The sequence below is a fragment of the Imperialibacter sp. genome (assembly GCF_040222385.1).
In the GTDB taxonomy this organism is placed as follows: Bacteria; Bacteroidota; Bacteroidia; order Cytophagales; family Cyclobacteriaceae; genus Imperialibacter.
Map to the genome: position 1 here is coordinate 39,711 of NZ_JAVKDF010000042.1, position 15,725 is coordinate 55,435.

At 46.0% G+C, this 15,725-nt stretch carries 17 protein-coding genes; 9 read left to right on the forward strand and 8 right to left on the reverse strand.

The window, feature by feature from the left end:
- Positions 1–30 precede the first annotated feature (30 nt).
- The 4 genes from RIG68_RS22260 to RIG68_RS22275 all read left to right on the forward strand — a co-directional run bounded on the left by RIG68_RS22260 (position 31) and on the right by RIG68_RS22275 (position 2,156).
- The gene (locus RIG68_RS22260; RefSeq protein ID WP_350127465.1) at positions 31–1,059 is read left to right on the forward strand and encodes a glycoside hydrolase family 43 protein; all 1,029 of its coding nucleotides are present in this window, start codon (positions 31–33) and stop codon (positions 1,057–1,059) included.
- A gap of 121 nt (positions 1,060–1,180) precedes the next feature.
- Positions 1,181–1,522 carry a hypothetical protein gene (locus RIG68_RS22265; protein ID WP_350127468.1) on the forward strand — a complete coding sequence of 114 codons (342 nt, stop codon included), beginning with the start codon at positions 1,181–1,183 and terminating at the stop codon, positions 1,520–1,522.
- A gap of 84 nt (positions 1,523–1,606) precedes the next feature.
- A complete protein-coding gene (locus tag RIG68_RS22270; protein WP_350127470.1) occupies positions 1,607–1,825 on the forward strand; it encodes a hypothetical protein in 219 nt (72 codons plus the stop codon).
- Positions 1,826–1,862: 37 nt separating this feature from the next.
- Positions 1,863–2,156 (forward strand): hypothetical protein, encoded by a 294-nt coding sequence (locus RIG68_RS22275; RefSeq protein WP_350127473.1) that lies wholly within the window; start codon positions 1,863–1,865, stop codon positions 2,154–2,156.
- Here the strand turns inward: RIG68_RS22275 and RIG68_RS22280 are convergent.
- Positions 2,153–2,716 carry a gluconate 2-dehydrogenase subunit 3 family protein gene (locus RIG68_RS22280; protein WP_350127476.1) on the reverse strand — a complete coding sequence of 188 codons (564 nt, stop codon included), beginning with the start codon at positions 2,714–2,716 and terminating at the stop codon, positions 2,153–2,155. The two genes, RIG68_RS22275 and RIG68_RS22280, sit on opposite strands and share 4 nt — an antisense overlap.
- A 10-nt stretch (positions 2,717–2,726) precedes the next feature.
- The gene (locus RIG68_RS22285; RefSeq protein WP_350127479.1) at positions 2,727–4,412 is read right to left on the reverse strand and encodes a GMC oxidoreductase; all 1,686 of its coding nucleotides are present in this window, start codon (positions 4,410–4,412) and stop codon (positions 2,727–2,729) included.
- A 152-nt stretch (positions 4,413–4,564) separates the two neighbouring features.
- On the opposite strand from RIG68_RS22285, the gene RIG68_RS22290 reads away from it, so the two are divergent.
- Positions 4,565–5,446 carry a cyclase family protein gene (locus RIG68_RS22290; protein WP_350127482.1) on the forward strand — a complete coding sequence of 294 codons (882 nt, stop codon included), beginning with the start codon at positions 4,565–4,567 and terminating at the stop codon, positions 5,444–5,446.
- A gap of 112 nt (positions 5,447–5,558) precedes the next feature.
- The gene (locus tag RIG68_RS22295) at positions 5,559–6,665 is read left to right on the forward strand and encodes a DNA alkylation repair protein (RefSeq protein WP_350127484.1); all 1,107 of its coding nucleotides are present in this window, start codon (positions 5,559–5,561) and stop codon (positions 6,663–6,665) included.
- Positions 6,666–6,831: 166 nt separating this feature from the next.
- On the opposite strand, the gene RIG68_RS22300 is transcribed toward RIG68_RS22295, so the two are convergent.
- The gene (locus RIG68_RS22300; RefSeq protein ID WP_350127487.1) at positions 6,832–7,257 is read right to left on the reverse strand and encodes a PIN domain-containing protein; all 426 of its coding nucleotides are present in this window, start codon (positions 7,255–7,257) and stop codon (positions 6,832–6,834) included.
- An 8-nt stretch (positions 7,258–7,265) separates the two neighbouring features.
- Complete coding sequence (locus RIG68_RS22305; RefSeq protein ID WP_350127490.1) at positions 7,266–7,481, reverse strand: hypothetical protein; 216 nt, start codon at positions 7,479–7,481, stop codon at positions 7,266–7,268.
- Between the two features lie 541 nt (positions 7,482–8,022).
- Between RIG68_RS22305 and RIG68_RS22310 the strand changes: the two genes are divergently transcribed.
- The gene (locus tag RIG68_RS22310) at positions 8,023–9,948 is read left to right on the forward strand and encodes an alpha/beta hydrolase family protein (protein WP_350127493.1); all 1,926 of its coding nucleotides are present in this window, start codon (positions 8,023–8,025) and stop codon (positions 9,946–9,948) included.
- A 71-nt stretch (positions 9,949–10,019) separates the two neighbouring features.
- Positions 10,020–10,883, forward strand: coding sequence for a hypothetical protein (locus tag RIG68_RS22315; protein ID WP_350127496.1), 864 nt, complete (start codon positions 10,020–10,022; stop codon positions 10,881–10,883).
- Positions 10,884–11,314: 431 nt separating this feature from the next.
- On the opposite strand, the gene RIG68_RS22320 is transcribed toward RIG68_RS22315, so the two are convergent.
- The 3 genes from RIG68_RS22320 to RIG68_RS22330 all read right to left on the reverse strand — a co-directional run bounded on the left by RIG68_RS22320 (position 11,315) and on the right by RIG68_RS22330 (position 13,814).
- Positions 11,315–11,752: a hypothetical protein gene (locus RIG68_RS22320; protein ID WP_350127499.1), complete on the reverse strand. Its 438-nt coding sequence runs from the start codon at positions 11,750–11,752 to the stop codon at positions 11,315–11,317.
- A gap of 119 nt (positions 11,753–11,871) precedes the next feature.
- Positions 11,872–12,708, reverse strand: coding sequence for an SH3 domain-containing protein (locus RIG68_RS22325; RefSeq protein ID WP_350127502.1), 837 nt, complete (start codon positions 12,706–12,708; stop codon positions 11,872–11,874).
- Between the two features lie 278 nt (positions 12,709–12,986).
- Positions 12,987–13,814, reverse strand: a complete 828-nt coding sequence (locus RIG68_RS22330) for an alpha/beta hydrolase (protein ID WP_350127505.1) — start codon at positions 13,812–13,814, stop codon at positions 12,987–12,989.
- Between the two features lie 288 nt (positions 13,815–14,102).
- Here RIG68_RS22330 and RIG68_RS22335 point away from each other — a divergent pair, with 288 nt between their 5' ends.
- Positions 14,103–14,354: an HU family DNA-binding protein gene (locus RIG68_RS22335; RefSeq protein ID WP_350127508.1), complete on the forward strand. Its 252-nt coding sequence runs from the start codon at positions 14,103–14,105 to the stop codon at positions 14,352–14,354.
- A gap of 148 nt (positions 14,355–14,502) precedes the next feature.
- On the opposite strand, the gene RIG68_RS22340 is transcribed toward RIG68_RS22335, so the two are convergent.
- A complete protein-coding gene (locus RIG68_RS22340; protein WP_350127511.1) occupies positions 14,503–15,030 on the reverse strand; it encodes an REP-associated tyrosine transposase in 528 nt (175 codons plus the stop codon).
- Positions 15,031–15,725 lie beyond the last annotated feature (695 nt).

The window sequence follows — 15,725 nt, forward strand, 5'->3', positions numbered from 1 at the left end:
ACTTTTTCGTTCAACCGATCAATTTACACAATGAACAAAGTGTTTGCTTTTTCAGGACTGCTACTTGTCCTATCCGGGTGTCAGCAAAACACCAAAACCAGTCAAACGGAAGAGAAGGTGCTATCAGGCAACCCTCTTTGGGAAGGTTGGTACGCCGACCCGGAAGGTGTGGTGTTTGGCGATGAGTACTGGATTTACCCCACGTTCTCAGCGAAATATGAAGAACAGGTTTTTCTTGATGCCTTTTCATCAAAAGACCTCGTCACCTGGACAAAACATGAGAGTATTATTGACACCACTATTGTGAAATGGGCCAACCGGGCCATGTGGGCTCCATCAGCCATTGAAAAGGATGGGAAGTACTTCCTATTCTTTGCAGCCAACGACATCCAAAACCAGGACGGGCCTTACTGGAAAGACAATCCTGATGCAGCCAAACAGCAAGGTGGCATCGGCATTGGCGTGGCTGACAGTCCGTCCGGGCCATTTACCGACTACCTGGGCAAGCCATTAATCGATAAGTTCTACAATGGAGGCCAACCCATCGACCAGTATGTATTTAAAGCGATGGATGACAAATACTATATCGTGTACGGCGGGTGGAGACATTGCAATATCGGGCAGCTGAATGAAGACTTCACGGCTTTGGTGCCATTTGAAGACGGTGACCTGGTGAAAGAGATTACACCAGAAGGCTATGTGGAAGGCCCCACCTTTGCCATTAGAAACGGCAAGTACTACTTTATGTGGAGCGAGGGCAACTGGGGTGACGAAACCTACCGGGTGGCCTATGCTATTTCCGGTTCTTTGTTTGGCCCATTTGAAAGAATTGGCACCATCTTATCGCAAGACCCTGAGGTAGCTACCGGCTCTGGTCATCATTCTGTGATCAACGTTCCCAATACCGACGAATGGTATATTGTGTATCATCGTCGCCCCATCCCGAACGAAGGACGGGATCACAGAGTTACCTGCATCGACAAACTGGAGTTCAATGAGGACGGCACCATCAAGCCTATAAAAATTTCTTTTGAAGGCGTAGAAGCCAGGCCACTTTAACAGGTCTTGGTTTGTATATTTGAGCAACTACTTCAATACCATGAAAACCATCTTTTCAATTGCTGCTACCCTGTTTTTCTGTTACTCCTGTGGCTGTAAGTCAGAATGCACCAGTCCGCCAATGACTTTTACACTAGAAATTGTGGATTTGGAAACCGGCGCTAATCTGATAGAAAATGGAACGATCAGCACAGCCGACATCAAATTGAAAGCCACCGATACCGGGCAAGAGGTGGACTTTTTGATTACAGACAACCAGATAGTATCCAATGAAATAGGTTGGAAAAGCGCAGACGGGTCTACAGAGTTTGAGCTAAAGCTTGGTGATTCCGGAACCGTGATTTGTACGATTGTATACAAGGGCGTATCTGAAAATTGCTGTAGCTTCTTTGAATTGCAAGGTGCCAGCTTCAGCATAGAGCACGAAATGATTGATGAGTATAGTTATTTGATTAAGCTGTAATTTTTCAATTACTGTTTTCAAGTCTAAAACCCAGGCTTCTGACTTCACCCAATTTTTCTTATATTTATTGTAAACGAAAGTGATATGACCTTGACTACCCAAAATCAACTGGCTGAATGGATTCTAAAGCTTGAAGATGAGGGTCTACTTGACGCCATTAGCCAACTAAAAGAGTCATCGCAGCAAGGAGATTGGTATACTGATTTAACAGGGGGCCAAAAAGAATCCATTTATAAAGGAATGGAAGATCATAAAAATGGGAGAACCTTGAGCAGCGAAGACTTCTGGAAGAAAAATGGCTGACCTCTCCCGCTCTGAATTAAGTAAAAACTAATCTTTTATGAAAGCACTAGTTCACACCAGAAAAAACCAGTTGGCTCATAGCCTCTTCTTGACGATAGCCTCGATAATCACTCTCATACTATTCTACGTTGACGAAGGAAGGTACTCTTTTGAAGGTCTATTTTCTTTGGAGTTCCTGCCTGTCTTTCTTTTTTACGGAACGATCTTCTTCGGTTTGCAAGCTGCTCCCTTTCACCTGACAGAACGAATCCTTGGCTTCTCCGGCAGGCTCATCACCTCGTTCTCCTTTTTCCTCTCCTTGCTTGTTGCCGCCTATTGGGCCATTTCCTAAGCCCAGGCCCTGTCGCCTTTAGCATAGGGCACGCATCCCTCCCATCGCCCCGGTACGGCGATATACCTGAGCGCCTGCGTAGCGCCCGGCTCTGAAGTAAAGTAGCCCCAATTGGTGAGCTGATGCATCATAGTAAAGTAGTGAACAGGCTCGTCCTCAGCTTTGCTTTCATTGTACTTTTCCGCTTGCTCCAAAAGAGCAACAAGCAATAACTCCCTCTTCCCAGCACCAATGACCATAAAGTCATCTCCCTGCATTTGCTGGCTTGCCTTGTTGAGTTTCACCAGCCCCTCTGTAAATACCTTTTGCTCCTTTTCAGAATAGCAATCAGTGACTATCACCTTCATAAACTCACCAATTTTAGCGGCTTTGGCACCCGCAGAGCCCTCCGTTGTTGGAAGGATAGTTTCCCCAACCTCATCCAGCAATGCTATGTCGTCGACACCAAAAAGCCCCTCTTTTGGAGCCGATGGCTTGCACCCGCTTAAAAATGCCTGGGCACCTACCATGGTTCCACCCATAAGGAGTGCAGTCGCTGATATCGCTTCTCTTCTGTTCATAGCTCTCCGTTTACAAATTACCTTTCTTAAACTCCTCAGCAGCATAATTCGCCGCCCTGGCAGTCAGGGCCATATACAATATCGACGGGCTCTGGTTGCCGGTACTGGTCATGCAAGCCCCATCGGTAACAAACACATTTTTGCACTGGTGCACCTGGTTCCATTTGTTCAACATGGAATTAGCAGGCTCTGTACCCATGCGGGCACCACCCATCTCATGAATATCGAGGCCTGGTGCCTGCTTGCTGTCGTTGGTCTCAATGTTTTTCACACCCGCTTTCTCCATCATCAGCATACTTTGCGAGAGAAAGTCTTGTAGCATTTTTTCATCGTTGTCGTCATATCCCACCGAAGTCACCAAAAGCGGTATCCCCCACTGATCTTTTTCTGTAGCACTCAGCCTCACATGATTTTCCGCTTTGGGAATGGTTTCTCCCTGCATGTACATGTACACATGCCAGCCGCCAGGTTCGGTCTGTGATAGCTTGTAAGCCGCACCTATCGCAGGCTGCTTGAAGTGCACACCTCTGTCACGCCATGCCCCGGAAAAGATAGTGTAGCCGCCCACAAAGTCAGTATCCCTTTCTCCAAGGTTTCTGAAGTTGGCAATAATGGGCTCAGTTGGGTTACGGCCATAGTAGTACTTGTCTTCAAACCCTTCCACTTCTCCGCTTGCCCAACCCCGATAGTTATGAAACGCCACATACCTACCCAGTAGGTCATGGTCATTGCCCAGGCCATTAGGAAAACGGTTCGATTTGGAATTGAGCATGATCAGCGTGCTATTGAGTGCAGAAGCATTGAGGAAGATGATCCTGGCCTTGAAATCAGTCACCTCTTTGGTATTGGCGTCGATGACCCGCACGCCGGTGGCCTTACTTGTTTCTTCATCGTAGAGAATGGAGTGCACTACAGAAAAAGGCCGAATAGTCATATTACCAGTTTTCTCGGCCCAGGGCAAGGTGGATGATATGGAGCTGAAGTAGCCACCAAACGGACAACCCCGCATACACATATTGCGGGCCTGGCATTGGCCTCTTCCCTGCTGAATGTGGATCTCCTGCGGCTCAGTAATATGAGCCCAGCGGGCATGCACCATGTGCCTGTCAGGAAAGTGCTCTTTGATTTTGTCGCTCATGTGCTGCTCCACACAGTTGAACTGGAACGGGGGAAGAAACTCACCATCAGGCATGGCTTCAATGCCATCTCTGGTGCCACACACACCCATAAATTTCTCCACATGAGAATACCATGGTGCTACGTCATCGTAGCCTATCGGCCAGTTCATGCCATAGCCTTGTCGCTCAGGAGCAGTAAATTCATACTTGCTCCAGCGCTGGGTAGCCCTTCCCCAAATAATCGACTTGCCCCCCACCTGATAGCCACGGATCCAGTCGAAAGGTTTTTCCTGCACGTAAGGATGGTCTTTGTCTTCAATAAAAAAATGTTTGTTATCCTCTCCAAACCCAGCCGCCTTTGTTATCAGCGGGTTGTCCTTCCTGAATTTCTCTGTCAGCGCACCCCGGTGCTTCAGCTCCCAGGTGTGCAGGTTGGCAGTGGGGTAATCTTTGTTGTGCACAACATCCCGGCCTCTTTCCAGCACAAGGGTCTTAAGTCCTTTATCGCAAAGCTCCTTTGCAGCCCAGCCCCCTGAAATTCCCGAGCCGATTACAATAGCGTCGAAAGTGTTGTCCATATCATCAAGATACCGTTATCAAAAAGTTAGCCTATCAAGTTAGGAAATTTCGAAGGGACTTGACCGAGAATATTGTACTTTTACCTCTCCAACACCCACTACTACCTGGCAAGCCATTTTGTATCACTTTTTGATCACTAGAGTTCATAGCCATGTCCAAACGTGTAATATTCGACTTCGATATCAGTTTCACCAACGGTGGCGGCATACAGGGTCAGGAATTTCGGCTCGACATCGGCGGAGAGTCTATATCTGATCAGGATTTGGCCGACTACATCGTATGGGACATGCGCCTGCTGATGGTGGGCAAAGTCAAAATTATCAACAAGCGCTACATTGCTGAAGAGCACAAAAAATCACCTATCTCGCTGGCACAAGGAGAAGAACTCATCGATCTCAGTCATACTATTTTTGACGGATTGGTGACCTACAAAGGTCTGCCTGCCCCTGTCATTTGCGACTACCTGAGCAGAGAGCAGTCAAAAGAGATTTATGACAAGGGTGCGACCGTTCAAATTGGGCGCATTGACATGGTGGCCAACACCGGCACCTACATCGACTGCCCATTTCATTTCTTTGAAGAGGGCATGGATCTATCGGAAGTGCCCCTCACAGCGTTTACAGGGCTAGACGGCATTACCATTGAAGCCAGAGGCGTCATGGAAATTGGCGTAGACTTTTTCAAAAACAAAGAGATCAGAAACAAAGCTGTGCTGGTTCACTCGGGCTGGGCCACCAACTGGAACACGGAGGCCTATTTCACTGATCATCCGTACCTGACCAAAGAGGCGGCAGAATACCTCAGGGAGTGCAGCGTAAAACTGGTGGGCATCGATAGCCATAACATTGATGACACCAGAGGCAAAAGCCGACCCGTGCACTCCACCCTTCTCGGCGCCGACATCCTTATTGTGGAGCACATGTGCAACCTCGACATGCTACCTGCTTTTGGTTACACCTTCCACGCCGTGCCTCCGAAAATCAAGGGTATGGGTACGTTTCCTGTGCGGGCTTATGCCAAGGTGGGTAGATAAATGTCGGATGGGGCAGGATCGCCACTATTATTTTCTGGGCTGAGAACTTTCACTGACATACTGTTGTCAGTAGCTGTGGATACTTTTGGCAGCTAAAGACGACATTCAAATAATGGCTACTCCCCTCAAATACCTTTACTCGGAGAAATTCACCAACGACTTCACGGAAATCATAAGCCAGGTATTCCCTTCGTTCCCAAAAACACAATTCTTTAACCTTGTTCACGACGATTCATGGGAAGGCAAAGAGCTCAAGCAAAGGATGAAACACATCGCCTGGGCCTTGCACCAGGTTCTGCATGGCGGCTTCAAAGCGTCAGCTGCCACAATTGAAAGCGTGGTTCAAATTCTACTACGCCGCCATCCAAACTCCATGTCGTTTGAATACATGTTCTTGGCCGACTACATCGAAACCTATGGCATCGACGACTTCGATACTTCAACACGGCTAATGGAATTGCTAACTCAATTCGCTAGCTGCGAGTTTGCTGTGAGACCTTTTATCGTTAAGTACGGTGAAAAAATGATGCGGCAGATGCACGACTGGAGCCTGCATGAAGATCATCGGGTAAGGCGGCTGGCCAGTGAGGGCTGTAGGCCACGACTGCCCTGGGCCATGGCATTGCCTGAGCTGAAGAAAGATCCGTCGGCCATACTTCCCATCCTCGAGAACCTCAAGCACGATCCTTCAGAATTTGTTCGGCGCAGCGTGGCTAACAACCTGAATGACATAGCAAAAGACAATCCTGAACTTGTGATTTCTATTGCTCATCGATGGAAAGGTAAAACCAGGGAGACCGACGCTATTGTGAAGCATGGGTGCCGAACGCTGCTAAAGCAAGGCAATGTGGCGGTGCTGGAGCTGTTCGGAATTTCAAGTCAGCCAGTTGTTGAGCTAAAATCTTTTGAAGTCCATACATCAGCCGTTAATGTAGGCCAGCACCTCGAATTCTCATTTTCTCTCAGAAACATAACCGAGCAAGACCAGGCGCTACGACTGGAATATGCCATCCATTATCTGCTGCAAAATGGCCAGCACTCTAAAAAAGTATTCAAAATAAGCGAACGGAAAATCGCCGGCAATGGTCAGCTTGATATAGAGAAAAAGCACAGCTTCCGACCCATTACAACCAGGACATTCTACCCAGGGAAACACAAAGTCTCGCCGATCGTGAACGGGCAGGAAAAAGGAGTTGCAGAGTTTGAGCTAATTGCTTGATAGGATGCTTTACCGGCATCCTCATTTTATTCCACTCCGTCCGGGGTCGGTCAACGCCTCGAGCGAACGAAAGTGGCGGTACGGCAAGCAGCCTTAAGTAAGAGCCGTCAGACACCGGTTAGCTATCCGGCGCAACATCTGGTGTTTTGTTTTTGCCCCTATTTTTTTACTTCAAAAATGATCTTTTTTGAAATTCATACAAGTCATCAGTAGTGATTGTTATATCGTAGCCCTTCTTCGTCAGACCAGCCCTTAAGGCTTTGTCACCCGTCCATATTTTCACTCCCATAAAATCTGCAAAGGCTACGTATGGGGTGTCGTTGGGATCAATGCCACTCACAATTTCTTCTGCCGTTATCCAATGCTGAAATGGAATCTCAGACTCCGAAATAAGTTGTACATTCTTTATAGTGCTGGCATAAATCCTTTCAATCTCATCAAAGGGCTTATTAGTAATTTTCTCAATCTTTGAAAAATATTTTTTCACCTCGTATATCATATACTCCGGTGCCACGTACTCTATAAGACTGGTAGAATTTAGAAGGAGATAGCCAATTTTTCCGTTAGTATTCAAAATGGCGCTGAACACCATGTTAGCATCTACAATAACTTACACTTGATAAACTTATCCCTATTTTTAGCCCACCAGGTGGCATTCAATTCATCAGCAAGCTTATCAGCATCTCCCTGTTTGCCCTTTACATCGGACGTCATTTCCAGGTACTCGATGTATTCGAGCAATCGTTCCATTGCGAACTTGTCGATATTGGGGGATATCTTCAATAAGATTTCATTTGGAGTTCTTTCAACGATCATATTACCTCCCTTTTTAGTAAAGATACCATATTTTACGAACACACTTAAAAACTTCTTTTCCATAATTATTAGCCCAATGCGAGGAGTCATGCTAAGCCATTGAGTTTCTCGAAATAGTTCGGATGAGGTAGGACTGCCATCCTCTTTTTATTAAACCATTTCTAGCGCTTTGAACAGTCGGAGGTTTCGGAACGGCCCAATAGCCCCGCCTGCAAGCGCCGTCAGACACCGGTTGCGTCTCTAAAACGGCGGCCGACCACCATAACGTCATCCGACGCAACAACCGGACATCACCGCCACAAAGGCACGAACACACAAAGAATGCACAGCCAAGGCGGACCACTCTTCCCCCCCCGGCGGCTGACGGCCCAAACGCCACAAGCCCACTAGCCGTACCGACGCCCTCACTTCCGTCTCCCGTCTTCCTCGCCCGCCGAAGCTTTAGCTCAGGCGGGCCACTACTTACTCCCCTACTGCTTACCAACTACTTCTTGTTTTCCCCTATCTTTACCTTACCTAATAACCAAAACTTACCAATTCTATGAAAAGACTTATCCTGCCAGCAACGGCATTCGGCTTGTTTTTCGGTTGCCAGCAAACACCGGAGAAAGTGGCTGTGAAAACTTACTCCATTGAGCAATTCTACAAAAACATCAACGTGAGCGGCGGCAGCTTCTCGCCTGACGAGTCGAAGATGCTCGTTTCCACCAACGAAACCGGTATTTACAATGCCTACGAAATACCAGTGGATGGCAAAGGCGAAAAGAAACAGCTGACCAACTCCACGGTCGACTCCTACTTTGCCCTCTCCTATTTTCCGAACGACGAGCGGGTGCTCTTCACCGCCGATCAGGGGGGCAATGAGAACAATCATATTTACCTGCAAACACCAGATGGCACGCAGAAAGACCTGACGCCCTACGACAGCGCCAAGAGCTCGTTTTACGGCTGGAGTCAGGACAAGCAGAGCATGTTCATTGCCTCCAACAAGCGGGACGCAAAATACATGGACGTATATGAGCGCACCATTGCCTCACTTGATAGCGAGACTGGTTTTGGTGAGGTGATTTACCAAAACAACGACGGCAGAGATGTGGCTGCCATTTCGCCAGACAAGAACTACTTCGCACTGACTGAGTCCATCACCAGCGCCGACTCCAAAATGTACCTCTTCAACAAAGCAACAGGCGAAACTACCGACATCAGCGAGCATGAAGGCGATGTGCAATACAACCCACAGTTCTTCAGTCTAGATAACAAGGAGCTGTACTACCTGACGGACGAAGGTGCTGAGTTTGTGTATCTGGTAAAACTCAATCTGGAAACAGGTGCCACCGAAAAGGTATACGAAGACAAATGGGATGTGTGGTATGCCTACGAATCACAGAGCGGCAAATACAGAGTAATTGGTGTAAATGAAGATGCCAGCACCAAAGTGCATATTTTTGACATGACCACCGGCAAGGAGGTCACCCTTCCTGCCATTGAAGGCGGCAGCATTGCCTCGGTGAACATTTCTGACAGCGAAAAGCTGGCCCGGCTGACAGTGAGCACCTCGGCATCGCCCAGCAATATCTATGTGTACAATTTCGAAACCAATGCCCTTACCAAGCTAACTGACACGCTCAACCCAGAAATGGCAGCCAGCGACCTGGTGGAAGGCAAGGTGGTGCGATTCAAGTCGTTTGACGGCACGGAGATTCCGGGTATCTATTATCAACCCAAGAATGCTGCTCCCGGCGAGAAGGTACCAGCCCTGGTGTGGGTACACGGTGGCCCGGGCGGACAAACCAGACTGAGCTACTTCGCTCTCATCCAGTACCTGGTGAACCATGGCTATGCGATACTGGCGGTGAATAACCGGGGCAGCAGCGGCTACGGCAAAACCTTCTACCACATGGACGACCAAAACCATGGCGACAAAGACCTGAAAGACTGCGTGGCTGGCAAAACCTACCTGGCCTCTACTGGTGTGATTGACATGGATAAGGTGGGCATCATTGGTGGCTCTTACGGCGGCTACATGGTAATGGCAGCGCTGACCTTTGCGCCTGAGGAGTTCAATGTGGGCGTGAACCTGTTTGGCGTGACCAACTGGCTACGCACACTGAAGTCCATTCCCCCCTATTGGGAAAGCTTCCGCAAGTCGCTATACGACGAGATGGGTGACCCTTACACGGCGGACTCTGTAAGACTATATGAGATTTCACCTCTCTTCCATACAGAAAAAGTAACCAAGCCTCTCATGGTACTGCAAGGCGCCAACGACGTGCGGGTACTTCCGGTGGAATCTGACGAAATAGTAGCCGGCGTAAAAGCCAATGGCGTACCGGTAGAGTATGTAGTGTTCGACGACGAAGGCCACGGCTTCCGCAAAAAGGAAAACGAGATCAAAGGCTACGGCCAGGTGCTGGTGTTTTTGGATAAGTACCTGAAGGGAGAAGGAGAGCCTGTGGCGGAGGAGTGAAGTAGATATACCCTCAGATGCTCTTAAAACATAGCTTCTGAGGGTATAGGCTATCAAAATAACCCAAACTCATGAATAAGCGATATAAATATTTCTCAGGGAAGTTCAATCGAAGACAAATAGCGGGTAAAGATGCAAGCCCAGCCGAAAAAAACGAAATTGAAGATTTTATTTCAAAATCGTTGAAAATTGCCCCAGCCCTCCTTATAGTAATAGGTTATTTTGACCTTCATTCATACTATAATGAATTCGGAATAACTATCTATAACTACATTGATTCTTTTGAGCTATTGCTTCGCTTCACACCATTTCTATATACGCTGATAGTCGTTTTCCTAGGTGCGATATTTACTTGGCTTTATTACACATTTAGAACAATCGCTGATGAGCCCTTAGGTTTTTCTAATTCCAAACGCACAGTTGGAGTTAGAAACAAAAAGAGGGTTAGGCTTTATTTTATATCGTTAATGACGCTTGTACTTACAGGAATATTATCCGTTGTCGGTGTGGTGTTTCAAATAAACAATGCTGCTACCACCTACCCAAGTAGGGTACCTGAACTTGCCCTGAGTGGCTACTTCATCCTAATTTCATTTTTCGTACTAATGATAGTTGTGGTTGCCGCTGATGGCACCGTTTATGAAAAACTTAGGAATTGGTTTGTATTCGTTTTTCTCTTCACCATGGCTATTGGATATGTATTAGCTAAAAACAAAATCAGTGCAAACAATGTCATTAATGGAAAGCCAAGATATACCGTTGAGTTCAAAGTGGACGAGGAAACCATAAAATCTGATACAACTACATTATTGTTTATCGGCAACGTCAGAAATCACACCTTTTTACTGGATCGCAAAAATGATCAAGTCTTAATCTATCGAAACTCAGAGATAAAATTATTCACCTTGAAAGAATTGAGAAAAGAGCAATTATGACCCCTACCACAAGTCAGCACTTAGCAAAACAACGCCGCTCTTCGGGATGTTCCGAAGGGCATCCCGAGGTACAGATAAAAGGGATTTAATCCCCACTAAACCTAAGTCAACTCCAACAACCACTTCCTCACCCTACAATAATCGCCGCAGCTACTGATATTCAAAATAATATTACTTAAATCGGTAATAATAAATAAATAATATAAATTACAACATGATCATCAACTAAACTGCAATGGCTAAACAACCTAATTCTCCTCAGCCACCTAAGAGGGATTCCCCACAACCTAGCAGAAGAGAATCACCACACCAACCTCAACGAGAATCCCCCCAACCTCTTCGCCGAGATTCTCCCTCACGTCCAGATCACAGACCTGATGGCCCCGGAAAAGGCAACCGACAAACTCCAGATGGTGGCGGAAGGCCTCCAGCTAGAAGCTGAATAGGAAATAAAGAATTAGACTTATAAGCGCAACCAGCATCGTTATCATGCTGATAAGGTTCAATGCATTTGTCCATTTTGTGTAAATGTCTGCTAAGTCGTCACACTTAGTAATTTCCTTGGCCTGTTTTTTGTTGGGTTTTTGGCCGGCATCAAGTTTCGCTTGACACATCTTCATATCCATCTCATTCGCACTCTTTCCAGTAAACTGGCTTATGAAATTAACGACGATTGACAAAACAAATAGAGCGCCGGCTCCCTTGATTAACGTTAAGCTTTCGAGAGGATTAGTCTTCGAAAACTTAAGCGTTTCCAAAATCACATATATTCCTGCACCGCAAATAGATATGATTAATAGATCAATTCTTTGAATGGCGTAAAACCATCCCTGCCATGACATTTGTTTTCTTTCTTTTAGACTATCCATATTGGAATAAATTTAACTAGTTGAGGTCTTTAAAAAAAGTTCCATGCCGCAAGGGTCTCCCTTGTGGCTGATGCTAATCTGGCGTCCGCCAGCTCTGGGCTGATGGTCGAACTCGCTCTCTATTTTCTATTCAGTTTATATATCCTCACCGCCTCAAGATACCTCTCTCCGTTTTCTCCATCCAAGCCGCCACCTAGATAGTCTCCCAGGTTCAAAAAAAGCACTTCACAATCGTCGCAGTCATTAAGAGCTAATACTAGAGCTTTGTCGATGGACAGGGGCAGACTAGCACTAGAAAGCCCTGATTTCAACTCCTTCAATTCTTCTTCCAACTCATTTGCTGTAAATTTTGGGAATGAATAAGCGCCAGCGTTTATCTGCGTGATAAGCCGATCATCAATGAAGAAATAAGAGTTCTTCGTTACCGGAACAAGATTATACTTCCAGCTTTTCGAAACAGGCAAATTTGCGAGCTCTGTTATTGAAATCCTTCCATCTTTCAGCTCCACCTTTTGGGGCAATGTCGACGGTTCATTTAGCTTCTCGTGATGCAAACAGTCCTGCACAAGCATTTCCGTTCCATAAATCACTTTATTTTCTACCGAGTCGATGGTGCCACATACAGATAATACTCTTCCCGCTTCAGTATATCTTAACATCGGCTTACTGTTTGAACCCCCATACCCATTGCAACCACACTCAAGCTTTACATCTTGGATTTTCGAGCTGTGCATGTATCCGGAAAGACCATAATTAGTCCAGACCTTGTACCAACTTGATCCAGACCCATCAAATTCAAATATTTCTCCGTCATTAATCTGTCCAATAACGCCTGCCTGGCCACTTGGTTCACTTCGCACGTTGGTGTAACCATCAGCATCGTTTATTTGACCTAGTCTTGGTTGAGAAAACAGATGGATTGGTAACAAAAGGAGGAGTATGGCTGTGTATTTCATTTATCTTAAAAAGTTAGCCCTGGCTGCCCTCTCTTCGGATGTTCTCCAGGCCATGAATTAAGATAGGGAATTAGTTTAAATTTAGGCAGGGCACTTCTGGATTAAAAATCCAGATTCCCGCTCTACGACATGTTCCGAAGGGCATGTCGAGGTATAGATAAAAGGGATTTCAATCCCGCTGCTACCAACCCTCTACCAACTTCAACAACCCTTTCCTTACCCCATAATAATATCGACCTCGCTCAGCGATGTTCTTCGGAACATCCAGAAGTGCAAAATCATTCTTTAGTCACATTCCCATACAGCTCCCTAAATCCACGGGAAATAGTAGCTGGAATGCCAGACATGTGGTTTTCTCCCTCAAAAATGTGAGTTGCCAAATTCAATCCCTCATAGTCTCTTGATTCAATTCTATCCTTTAATTTATTCCAGCTCACCTTCACTTCTTCGAAATCGTCAGATCCAGCCGACAGAAAAACAGAAGCAGGAAGCTGCTTATTCCTGGCATAATATTCCTCTTCATATCTCAATGTCACAAAGTCGTCACTGTAAAGCGCAGGACTACCAATCAGGTATTTGTCAAATGACCCTGGGCTGGTAAACAAGACGTATGTCGCAAAAAGAGCCCCGTTAGAAATGCCGAAAATTCCTGATCCGGTTTCCTTAGTTCTGTAATTTTCTGAAACCATTGGTTTCAGCTCCTTGTCCAAAAACTCCAGGAATTTTGACGCTCCACCCGAAAGAGGCGGAACCATATTATCAGCATTTCCTTTGTTCACTTCCGTAATCACAGTTGGGTAAAAATCTCGTGACCTATATGACCAGGCATCATAATTTGAAGCATTCTCATAGGAAATCCCTACCAAAATCAATGGAGCGATTTCTTTGTAGGCCCTAAGCAATCTGTATGTTTCGATGACGGTACCTCCCCAATAGTAGGCGTCCAGATAATAGACCACAGCGAAACTATCCTTAGATTGCTGATAGTTGGCAGGAAGAGTTATATGAAGTTCATACGACATTCCTTCCACAATCTTCGATTCTATCTGCTTCACCTCTGTGCCCCGGATTGAAACTTCTTGCTTAGAATATATTGGTTTCTCCAAGCTCTTTTCTTCATTTTTTGTTTCCGGCGCAGAGCAGCCAAGTAAAAAAATAACTAATAGTTGAAACAGACGAGTATTCATCATTGCTTTAAAGATTGCCCTTCCGTTCATCAATATATTCCGAAGAAGTCCCGCCAAACGGATAAGTCTAAGTTACAATAAAAAGGACTTTAATCCTCACTCAACCTCCGCCAGCTCCAGCGGTTCAATCTTCACTATCCCTGTGCCCCGCTGCCGCAAGGGCATTCCTTGTGGCTATTGACATTCTGGCGTCCGCCAGCTCTTCGCATGTTCCGCAGGGCATTGGACTTGCAGCTTGGGCGCTTCAAGGTGAACCTTAGCAGCCGGGGTTACGAGACGCCCGAAGAGGTGCTCAACTACGCCATTAAAGGCAACAAGATCATCTTTTCTCCCAGCCCTGAAATGAAGGAAAACATGAGTGGTGTGAGGTACACCAAAGTGGCCGGGCAGTCGGCGTATACGAAAGTGGCGGAGCAGCCAGCCCCTCCCATTACCTTCACGAAACGAAAAAGAGGATGATGCTAGTGCACTGGGCATTTACCCTAACCTGACATCCCGCATGACCTGCGGGATTTTTTTGTGCGGGTTCGGTGTTGTCTGCCACCTGCTCTTCGGGATGTTCCGCAGGGCATCCCGAAGTACCGATAAAAAGGGATTTTAATCCCTACTAAGCCTCCGCCAATTCCAACAAACCCTTCCTCACCCCATAGTAATCCCCACAACTACTGTGTAAGTATTCTTCCTCTTTCTCGACAAGACCTGCTCTCACCGGGTTCATATGTATATATTGAAGTTTGGAGTCAAAAAAGTCACGAGTAGTTATCTCCTCTCCATGATAGCCTTCTTCCCAAAACCACACCTTATCGTCTTTTCGCAGTAACCAAAGCAACCAGTTCTTTCTACTTTCCCTCTGGTTATTTTGAATAGCAGCATACACCTTACTGGCTGTATATTTCTTGAAATCCCTTATGATATCACTCAGCTTTTCTTTGTTGCTGCTAATGATCAAGTGGATGTGATTGGTCATAAACACCCATCCGTATATCTGGAGTCCTTTCTCCTTCTGGCAGAACCTCAAGCTGTCGATCAATATATTCTTGTACTCCTCTCTCGTAAAAACATCCACCCATTGGTGAACCGTAAAGGTGACAAAGTATTGACCATACTGGTCTTTTATTCTGTATTCAAAGGCCATGAGTTAAGATAGGGAATTAGTTTAATTTAGGCATACCTCTTCCGGATTAAAAATCCACCTCTATTGAAACTTCGGGATGCCCTGCGGAACATCCCGAAGAGCTAAGTCCGCCAGTTCCAACGGCAGTTCCCACCTTTCCGTATTGCGCCCATCTGTTTTCGGTAAAGCGCTTTACCGATTTCCGTTAAGGGCTTAGTGAACTTTCGTTAAGCGCTTAGCGAAGTTCCATTAAGGGCTTAGTGAGAATCCATTAAGCGCTTAATGGGAATCGGCTGTCTCTTTCGCTCTGTCTACAGTTGATTTTACTTTCCCAAAAGGAATAGCCAGTGACCAAAAATAGTGCAATTGTGTTGTGTTCTCAGCTCGCATGCATAGGCCCACTTGCTACGACCGAAAACAACTTTAACAACGAATCAAAGCCAGGTAGTGACAAACGATTGAAACAAGCATTAAACACGATTAAGAAGCTGGTCTTAAACGACCATTGTATCATATGGTTACGAGATAATCATTGGAATTCCCACTTTTTTCACCATCTAACAAAATGAGAAAAATAATATAAAAAAATGAAGCGGATTACAGCGATAAAATTAGTTTTTGGCATCAATATTGAATCGCTTTCTACATACCCCGAGTGGTCTTTTCCTTCAGCTGAAAGTTTAGTTTTACTCCGCCAGGCTCTGTAAACAGGGCCT